The sequence below is a fragment of the Pseudomonas sp. NPDC090233 genome, assembly GCF_044772285.1.
Taxonomy (GTDB): domain Bacteria; phylum Pseudomonadota; class Gammaproteobacteria; order Pseudomonadales; family Pseudomonadaceae; genus Aquipseudomonas.
Map to the genome: position 1 here is coordinate 424268 of NZ_JBIVYQ010000003.1, position 13832 is coordinate 438099.

Annotated in this window: 15 protein-coding genes and 1 tRNA gene; 4 read left to right on the forward strand and 12 right to left on the reverse strand. The window is 60.8% G+C overall.

All coding sequences use genetic code 11. The annotated features are described in order from the left end of the window. Positions 1–16: 16 nt before the first annotated feature. From iscU to trmJ, 5 genes are all read right to left on the reverse strand, one after another. Positions 17–403 carry a Fe-S cluster assembly scaffold IscU gene (iscU, locus tag ACIQUF_RS10115; RefSeq protein ID WP_003248539.1) on the reverse strand — a complete coding sequence of 129 codons (387 nt, stop codon included), beginning with the start codon at positions 401–403 and terminating at the stop codon, positions 17–19. A 46-nt stretch (positions 404–449) separates the two neighbouring features. Then, entirely contained in the window at positions 450–1664 is a 1215-nt protein-coding gene (locus ACIQUF_RS10120) for an IscS subfamily cysteine desulfurase (protein WP_400797491.1), read from the reverse strand. A gap of 48 nt (positions 1665–1712) precedes the next feature. Then, positions 1713–2204: a Fe-S cluster assembly transcriptional regulator IscR gene (gene iscR, locus ACIQUF_RS10125; protein WP_008092572.1), complete on the reverse strand. Its 492-nt coding sequence runs from the start codon at positions 2202–2204 to the stop codon at positions 1713–1715. 180 nt (positions 2205–2384) lie between these two features. Further along, the gene (gene cysE, locus ACIQUF_RS10130) at positions 2385–3170 is read right to left on the reverse strand and encodes a serine O-acetyltransferase (RefSeq protein WP_403131079.1); all 786 of its coding nucleotides are present in this window, start codon (positions 3168–3170) and stop codon (positions 2385–2387) included. 3 nt (positions 3171–3173) lie between these two features. Further along, positions 3174–3929, reverse strand: a complete 756-nt coding sequence (trmJ, locus tag ACIQUF_RS10135; protein WP_403131080.1) for a tRNA (cytosine(32)/uridine(32)-2'-O)-methyltransferase TrmJ — start codon at positions 3927–3929, stop codon at positions 3174–3176. Positions 3930–4080: 151 nt separating this feature from the next. Between trmJ and suhB the strand changes: the two genes are divergently transcribed. Next, entirely contained in the window at positions 4081–4899 is an 819-nt protein-coding gene (gene suhB, locus ACIQUF_RS10140; protein ID WP_400797499.1) for an inositol-phosphate phosphatase, read from the forward strand. 63 nt (positions 4900–4962) lie between these two features. On the opposite strand, the gene ACIQUF_RS10145 is transcribed toward suhB, so the two are convergent. The 6 genes from ACIQUF_RS10145 to queA form a co-directional block, all read right to left on the reverse strand. Continuing rightward, positions 4963–5505, reverse strand: coding sequence for a glycine zipper 2TM domain-containing protein (locus tag ACIQUF_RS10145; RefSeq protein WP_010952063.1), 543 nt, complete (start codon positions 5503–5505; stop codon positions 4963–4965). Positions 5506–5625: 120 nt separating this feature from the next. After that, positions 5626–6534, reverse strand: a complete 909-nt coding sequence (gene secF, locus ACIQUF_RS10150; protein ID WP_400797502.1) for a protein translocase subunit SecF — start codon at positions 6532–6534, stop codon at positions 5626–5628. A 10-nt stretch (positions 6535–6544) separates the two neighbouring features. Further along, positions 6545–8407 carry a protein translocase subunit SecD gene (gene secD / locus ACIQUF_RS10155; protein WP_403131083.1) on the reverse strand — a complete coding sequence of 621 codons (1863 nt, stop codon included), beginning with the start codon at positions 8405–8407 and terminating at the stop codon, positions 6545–6547. Positions 8408–8471: 64 nt separating this feature from the next. Further along, entirely contained in the window at positions 8472–8807 is a 336-nt protein-coding gene (gene yajC, locus ACIQUF_RS10160) for a preprotein translocase subunit YajC (protein ID WP_008092587.1), read from the reverse strand. A gap of 42 nt (positions 8808–8849) precedes the next feature. Continuing rightward, complete coding sequence (tgt, locus tag ACIQUF_RS10165; protein ID WP_400798075.1) at positions 8850–9965, reverse strand: tRNA guanosine(34) transglycosylase Tgt; 1116 nt, start codon at positions 9963–9965, stop codon at positions 8850–8852. A 14-nt stretch (positions 9966–9979) separates the two neighbouring features. After that, positions 9980–11029 carry a tRNA preQ1(34) S-adenosylmethionine ribosyltransferase-isomerase QueA gene (gene queA, locus ACIQUF_RS10170; RefSeq protein ID WP_400797508.1) on the reverse strand — a complete coding sequence of 350 codons (1050 nt, stop codon included), beginning with the start codon at positions 11027–11029 and terminating at the stop codon, positions 9980–9982. 108 nt (positions 11030–11137) lie between these two features. Here queA and ACIQUF_RS10175 point away from each other — a divergent pair. The 3 genes from ACIQUF_RS10175 to ACIQUF_RS10185 all read left to right on the forward strand — a co-directional run bounded on the left by ACIQUF_RS10175 (position 11138) and on the right by ACIQUF_RS10185 (position 13382). Next, positions 11138–11222: transfer RNA gene (locus ACIQUF_RS10175), tRNA-Leu, on the forward strand. A gap of 135 nt (positions 11223–11357) precedes the next feature. Further along, the gene (locus ACIQUF_RS10180) at positions 11358–12431 is read left to right on the forward strand and encodes a hypothetical protein (protein ID WP_403131085.1); all 1074 of its coding nucleotides are present in this window, start codon (positions 11358–11360) and stop codon (positions 12429–12431) included. Positions 12432–12734: 303 nt separating this feature from the next. Beyond that, on the forward strand, positions 12735–13382 hold the full coding sequence (locus tag ACIQUF_RS10185; protein WP_403131400.1) for a trypsin-like peptidase domain-containing protein: 648 nt from the start codon (positions 12735–12737) through the stop codon (positions 13380–13382). 22 nt (positions 13383–13404) lie between these two features. On the opposite strand, the gene ACIQUF_RS10190 is transcribed toward ACIQUF_RS10185, so the two are convergent. Then, positions 13405–13701, reverse strand: coding sequence for an addiction module antidote protein (locus ACIQUF_RS10190; protein ID WP_403131086.1), 297 nt, complete (start codon positions 13699–13701; stop codon positions 13405–13407). Positions 13702–13832 lie beyond the last annotated feature (131 nt).

The window sequence follows — 13832 nt, forward strand, 5'->3', positions numbered from 1 at the left end:
CCTTGCAACGGGCGGCTTAGATCAAGCCTTTCTTCTGCTTGTAATCGCGAACGGCTGCCTTGATGGCATCTTCGGCGAGTACCGAGCAGTGGATCTTGACTGGCGGCAACGCCAGTTCTTCCGCCAGCTGGGTGTTCTTGATGGTTTCGGCTTCGTCCAGGGTCTTGCCCTTCATCCACTCGGTGGCGAGGGAGCTGGAAGCGATGGCCGAACCGCAGCCGTAGGTCTTGAACTTGGCATCTTCGATGACGCCCTGCTCGTTGACCTTGATCTGCAGACGCATCACGTCACCGCACGCTGGGGCGCCGACCATGCCGGTACCGACATCCGGGTCCTCGGCATTCATCTTGCCGACGTTGCGTGGGTTTTCGTAGTGGTCGATGACCTTTTCACTGTATGCCATGGTGCAATTCCTTCCTCATCAGGGAGCCGCTCTTGCCGGCGACTGCTTAGTGGGCGGCCCACTCGATCTTGGAGATGTCGACGCCGTCTTTGTACATGTCCCACAGCGGCGACAATTCACGCAGCTTGTTGACCGCCTCGCAGACTTTCTGCGCGGCGTAGTCGACTTCTTCTTCGCTGGTGAAACGGCCGAAGGAGAAGCGGATCGAGCTGTGCGCCAGCTCGTCGTTACGGCCCAGAGCGCGCAGTACGTACGACGGCTCGAGCGAAGCGGAGGTGCAGGCCGAACCGGACGATACGGCGATGTCTTTCAGCGACATCAGCAGCGATTCGCCTTCGACGTAGTTGAAGCTCAGGTTCAGGTTGTGCGGCACGCGCTGGGTCTGGCTGCCGTTGACGTACAGCTCTTCGAGGTCCGAGACCTGCTTGAAGAAGCGGTCGCTCAGGGCCTTGATGCGGACGTTTTCTGCAGCCATTTCCTGCTTGGCAATGGCGAACGCTTCGCCCATGCCGACGATCTGGTGGGTCGGCAGGGTGCCCGAACGCATGCCGCGCTCATGGCCACCGCCGTGGATGATCGCTTCCAGACGCACACGCGGCTTGCGGCTTACATACAGCGCGCCGATACCTTTCGGGCCGTAGACCTTGTGCGCCGAGAACGACATCAGGTCGACCTTCAGCTTCTGCAGGTCGATTTCGACCTTGCCGGCCGACTGGGCGGCGTCGACGTGGAACAACACGCCGCGCGAACGGGTCAGCTCACCGATGGCGGCGATGTCGTTGATCGAGCCGACTTCGTTGTTGACGTGCATCAGCGAGACCAGAATGGTGTCGTCGCGCAGCACGGCTTCGACCTGGGCCGGGGTGACGATGCCGTCTTCGCCTGGCTCAAGGTAGGTGACTTCGAAACCTTCACGCTCGAGCTGGCGAGCGGTATCCAGGACCGCCTTGTGCTCGATCTTGGAGGTAATGATGTGCTTGCCCTTGGTCTGATAGAAGTGCGCCACGCCTTTCAGGGCGAGGTTGTCGGACTCGGTGGCACCGCTGGTCCAGACGATCTCGCGCGGGTCGGCGTTGATCAGCTCGGCCACCTGGCGACGGCCGTTCTCGACCGCTTCTTCGGCTTTCCAGCCGAACACGTGGGAACGCGAGGCCGGGTTACCGAAGTTACCGTCGACCAGCAGGCAGTCGGCCATCTTCTGGGCGACACGGGGATCGACCGGCGTGGTCGCGGAGTAATCGAGGTAGATCGGCAACTTCATTGAGTATCTCCTATCAGGCGGTGGCGTCGCTCGTCACTATTCAAAAGGTCAGTCGACGGCGGACGTCTCAATCTTGTCCAGCTGGGCAGTGCGGCCTGCGACACGACGCAGGTCCTGGCGCTGGGCGACTTCCTGCACCTCACGGCGCATCACGAGGTCGGCCAGGCTGATGCCGCTGAGAAATTCGTGGATCTGCTGGCTGAGGTCGCACCACAAGTGGTGGGTCAGGCAGGTATCACCGGCATGGCAGTCCCCAAGGCCCTGGCAACGGGTGGCATCGACCGACTCGTTGACCGCGTCGATGACCTGGGCCACCTGGATGGTTTCCATGCCGCGCGACAGCTGGTAACCACCGCCCGGGCCGCGCACGCTGGAAACCAGGCTGCTGCGGCGCAGCTTGGCGAACAGCTGTTCCAGATAAGAAAGGGATATGCCCTGGCGCTCGGAAATGTCGGCCAAAGACACCGGCCCATGCTGCGCGTGCAATGCCAGGTCTAGCATGGCTGTCACGGCGTATCGGCCTTTGGTAGTCAATCGCATGGCTAATGGGTACCACGGGAGTTACAAGATGTGAGCGAGTATGCGATTCCCGAGCATTTAAGTCAACTATTAGACCTACTGCTTTAGTCGGGTTTGGCATCTCGGAGGCGGGCGCGAGTGTAGCAGCAAAGGGGCGTGAGCACACGCCCCATATGTCAGTATGCCTTCAAGGCGGCGCGATCAATGCGACTGAGTGTCGCGCTGGGGCGCCTGCGCGGCCTCACTGAAATCGTCCTCCGGCAGGGCCGGCAGCTCCTTCGCGCAATAGTCGCTACCCATCTTGGTCAGCGCGCCACACATGCCCTCCAGGCGCTCGTCGACGGCTTGCAGGTGGTCGAGCATCTGGCCGATGGCGCGGGCCACCGGGTCTGGCATGTCGCCACTGACACCGTAGGCGTCGAAGCCAATCTTCTCGGCCATGGCCTTGCGCTTGGCTTCAAGCTCGCTGTCTTCGCTCTTGACGATGATCCGCCCTGGTATGCCAACTGCCGTGGCGCCTGCGGGCACTGCCTTGGTGACCACCGCATTGGAGCCGATCTTGGCCCCCGCACCGACGGTGAACGGCCCGAGCACCTTGGCGCCCGCCCCCACCACCACGCCGTTTTCCAGGGTCGGGTGACGCTTCCCTTTATTCCAGCTGGTGCCACCCAGGGTCACGCCCTGGTACAGGGTGACGTCGTCGCCAATCTCGGCGGTTTCACCGATGACGATGCCCATGCCGTGGTCGATGAAGAAGCGCCGACCAATGGTCGCGCCGGGGTGGATTTCGATCCCGGTCATCCAGCGGCCGAAGTTCGACACCAGGCGTGCCAGCCATTTGAAGTCACGCTTCCACAAGGCATTGCCCAGGCGATGCAGCCAGATGGCGTGCATGCCGGGGTAGCAGGTCAGCACCTCGAAGGCGTTGCGCGCTGCCGGGTCACGGTGGAAAACGCTTTGGATATCTTCACGCAGACGTTCGAACATCTGTCAGTCCTTCCTTTTATGCGGCTCGCCCCGTGCGACCTTCTGGGTCTCGGTGAGGATGCCGCGCAAAATGCTCATTTCCGGACGCTCGACCGCGCTTCGCCCATACAGCCGGCGCAGGCGCGCCATCAGGTGCTTGGGTTTCTCGGGGTCGAGGAAGCCGATGTCCACCAGGGTTTTCTCCAGGTGTTCATAGAACAGCTCCATTTCATCCATGGTCGCCAGCTCGCTGGCGTCGACTTTCTCGGCCTGCGGCGCGGTACCTTCAACGGCCAGCCAGGCCATGCGCACCTCATAAGAGAGCACCTGGACGGCGGCGGCGAGGTTCAGCGAGCTGAAGCCGGGGTTCGAGGGAATGTGCACGTGGAAGTGACATCGCTGCAGTTCTTCGTTGGTCAGGCCGGCGTGCTCACGCCCGAACACCAGGGCGATCTCTTCGCCGCCGAGGGCATGCTCCACGGCCTTGGCCCCACACTCACGGGGGTCGATCAGCGGCCAGGGGATGCTGCGCTCGCGGGCGCTGGTGCCCATCACCAGGCTGCAGCCGACCAGCGCCTGTTCGAGGCTGTCGACCACCTGGGCAGTGGCCAGCACATCGTCGGCCCCTGAAGCGCGCGCACTGGCGTCCGCCGCCGGAAATTCCTTGGGTTGCACCAGCACCAGGCGCGACAGGCCCATGTTTTTCATGGCACGCGCAGCGCCGCCGATGTTGCCGGGGTGGCTGGTATTGACCAGAACAACACGAATATTTTGCAGCAAGGTGTTGTGCTCACAGATGCGGGGTTTGAGGGTTTCGATCTTACAGAACCGACCAGCGTAACGCTATGAAAGCAAATGTGACACTTCTGCCGCCAAACTTTTCTGTTAGAATGTCCGGCTTTCTTCTTTAACATCTCCAGGTGACCCGCCCATGCAGCCTATGCTGAATATCGCCCTGCGCGCCGCTCGCAGCGCCAGTGAACTGATTTTCCGCTCCATCGAACGCCTGGATACCATCAAGGTGGACGAGAAAGAGGCTAAGGACTACGTTTCCGAGGTTGATCGCGCCGCCGAGCAGAAAATCGTCGACGCACTGCGCAAGGCCTACCCGAACCACTCGATCCAGGGTGAAGAAACCGGCTTGCACGCGGGCACCGGCGAAGAAGGCAAGGACTATCTGTGGATCATCGATCCGCTGGATGGCACCACCAACTTCCTGCGTGGCATCCCCCACTTCGCGGTCAGCATCGCCTGCAAATACCGCGGTCGCCTTGAGCACGCCGTGGTTCTCGACCCCGTACGCCAGGAAGAATTCACCGCCAGCCGCGGCCGTGGCGCCCAGCTCAATGGCCGTCGCCTGCGCGTCAGTTCGCGCACCAGCCTGGACGGCGCCCTGCTGGGTACCGGCTTCCCGTTCCGTGACAACCAGATGGCTGACATGGACAACTACCTGGGCATGTTCCGCGCCCTGACCGGCCAGACCGCCGGCATCCGCCGCGCTGGTTCCGCCAGCCTGGACCTGGCCTATGTAGCCGCCGGCCGTTTCGACGCTTTCTGGGAATCGGGCCTGTCCGAGTGGGACATGGCAGCCGGCGTGCTGCTGATCCAGGAAGCAGGCGGCCTGGTGAGCGACTTCAACGGTGGCCACGACTTCCTCGACAAGGGCCACATCGTTGCCGGCAACATCAAGTGCTTCAAGGCTGTGCTGACTGCCATCCAGCCGCACCTGCCAGAAAGCATGAAGCGCTAAGCGCCGATTGCAGCCACAAAAAAAGCACCCTCGGGTGCTTTTTTTGTGGCTGCCAGATTCAGATCACTGGCCCGCTTCGCTGAGGATCAGCTTGCCATTCTTGTCCAGCGGAATGGTCGAACCCGGCTCGCGGTCCATCTTGACCTTGCCCACCTGGTCACCGATGGAGTAGGTCACGTTGTAGCCAACGACCTTCTCGCTGATGTCATTGACCGTGTTGCAACGGGTTTGCGTGGTGGTGTAGGTGTCACGCTCCTGCATGCCTTCCTGCACCTTGTTACCGGCATAACCGCCACCAACCGCACCGGCTACCGTGGCGATCTTCTTGCCAGTGCCGCCACCGATCTGGTTACCCAGCAGGCCGCCAGCCAACGCACCTACCACGGTACCGGCGATCTGGTGCTGGTCCTTGACCGGCGCCTGACGCGTCACGGTCACGTCCTTGCACACTTCACGCGGGGTTTTCACCTGCTGCTTGATCGGCTGCACATCGGTCACCTGGGCGACTTCGGGGCCTTTGTTCACCAAGCTGTAGGTCGCCACAGCACCTCCGGCAGTCACACCGACAGCACCCAGTACCGCACCCACCAGCATTGATTTATTCACGTGAACCTCCTGATCGTACCAGCGGGTATCAACCCGCGCTTCTCCCAGCCTTGGAGCAAAAAAAAAGGCGCGAGTTCAACACTCGCGCCTTTTGCTTGCCGAACGGCGTAGGCCTAAGCCTTACGGACGATCGTCGACACCCTCGGCCTTGACCGGAGGAATCAGGTCTTCGCTATTCAGGTTCAGCCAGATCAGCACCACGTTGGCGATGTAGATCGACGAGTAAGTACCTGCCATGACGCCGATGAACAATGCCAGGGAGAAGCCGAACAGGTTGTCGCCACCGAAGAACAGCAGCGCGGCAATGGCCAGCAAGGTCGAAACCGAGGTGGCGATGGTGCGCAGCAGGGTCTGGGTGGTGGAGACGTTGATGTTCTCGATCAGCGACGCCTTGCGCATCACGCGGAAGTTCTCACGCACCCGGTCGAACACGACGATGGTGTCATTGAGCGAGTAACCGATGATCGCCAGCACCGCCGCCAGCACCGTCAGGTCGAAGGTGATCTGGAAGAACGACAGGATACCCACGGTCACGACCACGTCGTGGACCAGCGAGACAATCGCCCCCACGGCGAATTTCCACTGGAAGCGGAAAGCCAGGTAGAGCAACACGCCGCCCAGCGCCAGGAGCATGCCCAGGCCGCCTTGGTCACGCAGCTCCTCACCCACCTGCGGGCCGACGAACTCGACGCGCTTGATCGTTGCCGGGTTGTCACCACCGGCCTTCTGCAGGGCAGCGGCAACCTTGTTACCCAGTTGCGGATCGTCGCCCGGCATGCGCACCAGCAGGTCGGTGGTGGCACCAAAGCTCTGCACGACGGCTTCGTGGAAGCCCGACTCGACCAGCTCGGCGCGCACCGACTTGAGGTCCGCCGGACGCTCGTAGGTCAGCTCGATCAGCGTACCGCCGGTGAAGTCCAGGCCAAAGTTCAGGCCTTTCTGCCACCAGCTGAACAGCGCCAGCACGGTGAGGAGCACGGTAACGGCGAACGCAACGTTGCGCACGCCCATGAAGTTGATGGTTTTCATGGCTATTCCCTCAAACCCACAGCTTCTTGATGTCACGCCCGCCGCAGGTCAGGTTGACCATTGCGCGGGTCACCATGACGGCGGTGAACATCGAGGTGAAAATCCCGAGGGACATGGTAACCGCGAAGCCTTTGACCGGGCCGGTACCCATGGCGAACAGGATGCCGCCGACCAGCAGGCTGGTCAGGTTGGCGTCGATGATCGCGGTGTAGGCACGGCTGAAGCCTTCGTGGATGGCGCGCTGCACCGACATGCCGTTTTTCAGCTCTTCGCGAATCCGCGAGAAGATCAGCACGTTGGCGTCGACCGCCATACCCATGGTCAGCACGATACCGGCGATGCCTGGCAGGGTCAGGGTGGCGCCGAGCAGCGACATCAAGGCCAGCAGCAGGATCATGTTGCCGGTCAGCGCGACGGTGGCAATCACGCCGAAGCCACGGTAGATGGCGATGATGAACAGCGAGACGAACAGCATGCCCCACAGCGATGCATCGATACCCTTGGTGATGTTGTCGGCACCCAGGCTTGGGCCAATGGTACGTTCTTCAGCGAAGTACATCGGCGCGGCCAGACCACCGGCCCGCAGCAGCAGGGCCAGCTCGGACGATTCACCCTGGCCATTGAGGCCGGTGATGCGGAACTGGCTGCCCAGCGGCGACTGGATGGTCGCCAGGCTGATGATCTTCTTCTCTTCCGCGAAGCTCTGCACGGCAACGTCTTTCTCGACGCCGTCGACGGTCTGCTTGACGTAGCGGGTGACCGGCTTCTGCTCGATGAAGATCACCGCCATGCTGCGGCCGACGTTGCTGCGGGTAGCGCGGCTCATCAGCTCGCCGCCGTGGCCGTCGAGGCGAATGTTCACCTGCGGGCGACCGTGCTCGTCGAAGCTGGCCTGGGCGTCGGTAACCTGGTCACCGGTGATGATCAGGCCGCGCTCGACCGGGGCGGAACGGCCGCCTTCACGGAACTCGAAGACCTCGGTGGTGGCCTTGGACGCGCCCGGCTCGGCACCGAAGCGGAACTCAAGGTTGGCGGTCTTGCCGAGAATACGCTTGGCTTCGGCAGTGTCCTGCACGCCTGGCAGCTCGACCACGATGCGGTTGGCGCCCTGGCGCTGTACCAGCGGCTCGGCAACGCCCAGTTCGTTGACGCGGTTGCGCACGGTGGTGAGGTTCTGCTTGATCGAGTATTCGCGGATCTCGGCGACTTTCGCCTGAGTCAGCGCCAGACGCAGCACGGCGAGGTCGTTGCGCTCGGTGGTGGTCAGGTCGAAATCATTGAAATTCTTGCGGATCAGGGCACGTGCCTGTTCGCGAGTGGCATCGTCGGCGAAGCCCAGCATGATGCCGCCATCCTGCTGAGGCAGGCTGCGGTAGCGGACGCGCTCTTTGCGCAGCAAGGTCTTGACCTCGCCTTCGTAGACTTTCATGCGGGCAGTCATGGCCTTGTCCATGTCCACTTCCAGCAGGAAGTGCACACCACCGGACAGGTCCAGGCCCAGCTTCATCGGGCTTGCGCCCAGGTTACGCAGCCATTGCGGAGTGGTTTGGGCCAGGTTCAGGGCCACGACGTAATCATCGCCCAGTGCCTTGCGCACTACATCCTTGGCTGGCAGTTGGTCTTCCTGGTTGGTCAGACGCACCAACCCGCTGCCCTTCTCACCCAGGCTTGCGCCCTTCACGGCGATCTTGGCATCGGCCAGCGCCTTGCTGACGCGATCGAGGTCGGCCTGATTCACGTGCAGCGCCGAGCTGGCACCGCTGATCTGTACCGCCGGATCATCCGGGTAGAGGTTGGGAGCGGAATAAATAAAGCCGACCGCCAGTACCAGCACGATCAGTGCGTATTTCCACAGAGGGTATTTGTTCAGCATCACGCCGCCCGTTCAAGACGCGGGGCGCTTTGCGCGCCCCGACTGGAAAAATGAAACCGGTAACTCAGATAGCCTTGAGCGTACCTTTTGGCAGGGTCGCCGCGATGGCGCCCTTCTGGAACTTCAGCTCGACGGTGTCGGACACTTCCAGAACCACGAAATCATCGGAAACCTTGACGATCTTGCCGGCGATGCCGCCGTTGGTGACAACTTCGTCACCTTTTTGCAAGTTGCTCAGCAGGTTCTTCTGCTCTTTGGCGCGTTTGGCCTGAGGGCGCCAGATCATCAGGTAGAAGATGACCAGGAAACCGACCAGGAAAATCCACTCGAAGCCGGTACCGGCTGGGCCGGCGGCAGGTGCTGCAGCGTCCGCGTAGGCGGCGGGGATCAAGAAGCTCATTGGGCACTCCTAATGTAATTTTCTAATAATGGATGCAGACAGTTAGTCCAAAGGCGGCACAGGCAGCCCGCGCTTGGCGTAGAAGGCGTCGACAAAGGCGGCCAATTTACCCTGTTGAATAGCCTCGCGTAAACCGGCCATCAAGCGCTGGTAATGGCGCAAGTTGTGGATGGTATTCAGCATGCTGCTCAGCATTTCGCCGCACTTGTCCAGGTGATGCAGATAAGCGCGGGAGAAGTTGGTGCAGGTGTAGCAGTCACAGGTCGGATCCAGCGGCGAATCATCGTGGCGATGGAACGCGTTGCGGATCTTGATCACCCCTGTATCGACGAACAGATGGCCGTTGCGCGCGTTACGCGTCGGCATCACGCAGTCGAACATGTCGACGCCGCGGCGCACACCCTCAACGAGATCTTCCGGTTTGCCTACCCCCATAAGGTAACGAGGTTTGTCAGCAGGCATCAGCGCCGGCAGGTAATCGAGCACCTTGATCATTTCGTGCTTGGGCTCGCCCACCGACAGGCCGCCGATGGCCAGGCCGTCGAAGTCGATGTCGACCAGCGCGTCCAGCGAGCGCTTGCGCAGGTCTTCGTACATGCCGCCCTGAACGATGCCGAACAGCGCCGCGGTGTTGTCGCCGTGGGCGTTCTTCGAGCGCTGGGCCCAGCGCAGCGACAGCTCCATGGAGGTGCGCGCGACGTCGTGCTCGGCCGGATACGGGGTGCACTCGTCGAAGATCATCACGATGTCCGAACCCAGGTCGCGCTGCACCTGCATGGACTCTTCAGGGCCCATGAATACCTTGGAACCGTCGACCGGCGAGGCGAAGGTCACGCCCTCTTCCTTGATCTTGCGCATGGCGCCCAGGCTGAACACCTGGAAACCACCGGAGTCGGTGAGAATCGGGCCTTTCCATTGCATGAAATCGTGCAGGCCGTTGTGCTTCTTGACCACCTCGGTGCCTGGGCGCAACCACAGGTGGAAGGTGTTGCCGAGGATAATCTCGGCGCCAGTGGCCTCGATGTCACGCGGCAGCATGCCCTTGACCGTGCCATAGGTGCCCACCGGCATGAACGCCGGGGTCTCGACCGTGCCACGGGGGAAGGTCAGGCGGCCACGACGGGCTTTGCCGTCGGTGGCCAGCAATTCGAAGGACATTCGACAGGTGCGACTCATGCTTGATCCTCTGGGCCGCGTGGCGCCGGATTGCGGGTGATGAACATGGCATCACCGTAACTGAAGAAGCGGTAACCGTTGTCGACCGCTGCCGCGTAGGCAGCCATGGTCTCGGGGTAACCGGCGAAGGCCGAGACCAGCATCAGCAGCGTGGACTCCGGCAGGTGGAAATTGGTGACCAGGGCGTCGACCACGTGGAACGGCCGGCCGGGGTAGATGAAGATATCGGTGTCGCCACTGAAGGCCTTGAGCACGCCATCGCGCGCTGCGCTTTCCAGCGAACGCACACTGGTGGTGCCGACCGCGATAACGCGGCCACCACGGGCCCGGCAGGCCTCGATGGCATCGACCACATCCTGGCCTACTTCGAGCCACTCTTTATGCATGTGGTGGTCTTCGATCTTGTCGACCCGCACCGGCTGGAAGGTGCCCGCGCCCACGTGCAGGGTGACGAAGGCGCGCTCGACGCCCTTGGCGGCGATCTGCTCCAGCAGCGCCTCATCAAAGTGCAGCCCTGCAGTCGGCGCGGCCACGGCGCCGGCGCGTTCGGCGTACACGGTCTGATAGCGCTCACGGTCGGCGCCCTCGTCGGGGCGGTCGATGTAGGGCGGCAGCGGCATGTGGCCGACGCGGTCTAGCAGCGGCAGCACCTCTTCGGTGAAGCGCAGTTCGAACAGCGTGTCATGGCGCGCGACCATCTCGGCCTCGCCACCGCCGTCGATGAGAATTACCGCGCCTTCCTTGGGCGCCTTGCTCGCGCGAACGTGGGCAAGCACGCGATGGCTGTCGAGCACGCGCTCGACCAGCACTTCCAGCTTGCCGCCGGAAGCTTTCTGGCCAAACAGCCGCGCCGGGATCACCCGGGTGTTGTTGAACACCATCAGGTCGCCAGGGCGCAAGTAGTCGAGCAGATCCGGGAATTGATTGTGCACCAGCGCCCCGCTCGGCCCATCGAGGACCAGCAGTCGGCTGCCATGGCGCTCGGCCAGAGGGTGGCGGGCGATCAGGGAATCGGGGAGTTCGAAGGAAAAGTCGGCGACGCGCATGATGATGTTCGGGTTCGGCAGGGCCGGGAAGTTTAGCCCAATGCGTGAAAATTGACCATGAAAGCCGATTGACCGCTTCGAGGGAGCTCTCTATACTGCGCGCCACACGCCCTGATGGCGGAATTGGTAGACGCGGCGGATTCAAAATCCGTTTTCGAAAGGAGTGGGAGTTCGAGTCTCCCTCGGGGCACCAAATCCAGAAAAAACCGACCTTATGGTCGGTTTTTTTATTGCCGCAGTTTGGTTTTCACCTAGTAAAACTGCCAGTTTCGCTCTTTTCCTCAGTTTCATAGCCTGACACCAGCCCTCAAACGCATGGAGTCACGAAATGAAAACGAGCCTACGTTTCGTCCTGTTCGCCTCAATCACCTTGGCCACTGGCTCAGCCAATGCCGAAGCACCCATGCAGGCCAGTTCCGTAGAACACTTTACCGGCCGCTGCCTGGATGCAGCACACAGCGACGGCAAAGACGTGAATTGTGAAATATCCGCCGTAGCGAAAGTTGGCAATCGACTGTTCTTCGCCAACGACAAACCCATTCCGGGCAATGCTACTTCGTCACTGTTCTCGATTGGCGTGCAAGAGGTACCAAAGTTGCCCCTGGAATTCGAACACCTCACCTTCCAGGGAGGTAAGTTGTTCGAGGCTACGGAAAAGCTTGAAGGCCTCACCAAGGTCTCCTTCGACGCCACCGACTACGCGATGGCTACCAATGCCTTCACCAAGGCAAGCAATTCGGCCTCCAGCAGAATCCTGTACTGGCCTGTAGATAAGCCCGACGAGGCGAAAATACTGGGTGATCCGCAGGAGCTCCAGCAACGGATCGGCGAACAGCTCCGCGAAACCTTCTTTCAGGTCGAAGGCATCGCGGTCGATCATGATAAAAACTTGCTGCTGGGCATCCGCAAGCTGGGCGCCGATTCCAAAAAGGCCAAGCCAGATTTCATCATCCTGCGAGCGCCGATTAAAACATTGGCCGGGGGTGAAATCGTGCTGGGCAACGAATTCGAACAGGCATACCGATTCACCCCGAATGTGCCGGGGGACGATCGGCCGCTTGCTCTCTCCGGCCTGGAGTATGACCCTTACAACAGACGCCTGTTGGCGACCACCAGCCACGAGGATGGCGAGAAGATCGGCGGGTATCTGTGGAGCTTGCCCCTGTCCTTGCTGCAGTCAGATCCCGTTGGCACGCCTCAGCCAATTCTCGGTACTGATGGACAGCCGCTGTGGTTCGACAACAAGCCCGAGGGCGTCGAGGTACTGAGTGAGAGCCAGGTGCTGGTCGTGCATGATGACGACAGAGTTCAAGTAGTCGACTCAGAGAAAGGTAAATCCAAGAAGGTCAACGAATTTGCCTATAGCGTAGTCACATTCGGCAAAGACAACGCAAGCCCTTGAAACCTCACCTGACACCGTGATCGCTCCACAGCAAATTGCCCTCGCATTTAACTGGCTGTGGAGCGTTCAAATAACCTCAAAATGGTTCCATCCGCTACTTTTTGACGCCAGCCCTGCGACCACGCACCCTCCAGCCATGCTGGCAATCTATTGGCCATTACCCTCCCCTCCTACCTAAGATGTCATTCGTCAGGTATATGCAGAAAGTATTGCCACCGTAGTGGCACGTAGCCATAGTGGCGCTCCATTTTTCTAGCCCATGTGCAAATCATGAAAACTACCGTGCCCTGTCTGGCGGCATTGATGCTGCTGAGTGGGTGCAATGGAATGCCGACCGCTTACGTATCAGACCCCGTTTACGACCAGGCTTTCGTGGTCACCTCAGGCGCGCCGCTGCCGATGCTGTTGATGGCCACCGCCATCCAGTGGAACGAAGACTACGCAGTGACCGCCAAACACACGCCTTTCCTACGCAACGTGGTCCACGAAGGCCTCGGCGATGTGGTGTTCTTCAAGCACAAGGCCACACAAGTTCCCCTCTGGCGCCAGTACGTGCCGGGTGAGTCGGTGACTGCGGTCGGTTTCAACAGCCTGATGATGCCGGTGCAGGGTAAGGGCCGTACCCTGGAGTCGCTGGTGCGCCTGGAAGGTACGCCGGGCAGTGTGTTCTACGGGGTGCATGACGGCCCGATGGTCAAAGGCATGTCCGGCGGCCCGGTGTTCGCCGATGATGGCAAGGTGGTCGGGATCAATGTCGCGTTCATCGCCAAAGACGGGATCGATGCGCGCAGCCGACCCGACCTGGCTGACAAGGAGCGCGTCAGCGTGTTCATGTCGTACAGCGAGATCGACAAGGAATGGCGCCGCTTTCAGTACCTGGCCCACAAAACCAAGCCCAATGCCGCGCCAGCTGCGATCAAAGGGTATGTGGCGGTGGCCGCAAAGCCTTGAATTCGAGCTGACTTCAAGAGCGTTACCGCGAAACCATGTGAGGGTGAGCAGACAGATCGATACCGAGCGCGCGAATCACCTTCAGTACACTCTCGAAACGGGGCTTTGCCCCAGGGGTGAGAGCTTTGTACAAGCTTTCACGCCCCAACCCGCTGAATGTAGCTATCTGAGTCATGCCACGCGCCCGAGCAATGTGGCCTAGCGCACGAATAATTTCGTCCGTATCACCATCAGCGAGCACCTGGCTGAGGTACTCGCTGAATGCCTCATCGCTGTCCAGCAAAGCGGCCATGTCGAATGCAACAAGCTTGTCTTTCATTTCATCTCCATCGTCTGGTCGCGATCAATCTTGTCTTGTTTGCTATCAGTATGAAATTCAGCTGCCTCCTATAATTGCGTCAGCATTTTCTTCGGTCAGGCGCAAAAAAAATCTCTTGCAACACCCAACTC

Excerpts from the sequence above, each read along its gene's own strand:
- iscU (WP_003248539.1), bottom strand. The coding sequence starts at position 403 with ATGGCATACAGTGAAAAGGTCATCGACCACTACGAAAACCCACGCAAC.
- ACIQUF_RS10120 (WP_400797491.1), bottom strand. The coding sequence starts at position 1,664 with ATGAAGTTGCCGATCTACCTCGATTACTCCGCGACCACGCCGGTCGAT.
- iscR (WP_008092572.1), bottom strand. The coding sequence starts at position 2,204 with ATGCGATTGACTACCAAAGGCCGATACGCCGTGACAGCCATGCTAGAC.
- cysE (WP_403131079.1), bottom strand. The coding sequence starts at position 3,170 with ATGTTCGAACGTCTGCGTGAAGATATCCAAAGCGTTTTCCACCGTGAC.
- suhB (WP_400797499.1), top strand. The coding sequence starts at position 4,081 with ATGCAGCCTATGCTGAATATCGCCCTGCGCGCCGCTCGCAGCGCCAGT.
- secF (WP_400797502.1), bottom strand. The coding sequence starts at position 6,534 with ATGAAAACCATCAACTTCATGGGCGTGCGCAACGTTGCGTTCGCCGTT.
- secD (WP_403131083.1), bottom strand. The coding sequence starts at position 8,407 with ATGCTGAACAAATACCCTCTGTGGAAATACGCACTGATCGTGCTGGTA.
- yajC (WP_008092587.1), bottom strand. The coding sequence starts at position 8,807 with ATGAGCTTCTTGATCCCCGCCGCCTACGCGGACGCTGCAGCACCTGCC.
- tgt (WP_400798075.1), bottom strand. The coding sequence starts at position 9,965 with ATGTCCTTCGAATTGCTGGCCACCGACGGCAAAGCCCGTCGTGGCCGC.
- queA (WP_400797508.1), bottom strand. The coding sequence starts at position 11,029 with ATGCGCGTCGCCGACTTTTCCTTCGAACTCCCCGATTCCCTGATCGCC.
- ACIQUF_RS10180 (WP_403131085.1), top strand. The coding sequence starts at position 11,358 with ATGAAAACGAGCCTACGTTTCGTCCTGTTCGCCTCAATCACCTTGGCC.
- ACIQUF_RS10185 (WP_403131400.1), top strand. The coding sequence starts at position 12,735 with ATGCTGCTGAGTGGGTGCAATGGAATGCCGACCGCTTACGTATCAGAC.
- ACIQUF_RS10190 (WP_403131086.1), bottom strand. The coding sequence starts at position 13,701 with ATGAAAGACAAGCTTGTTGCATTCGACATGGCCGCTTTGCTGGACAGC.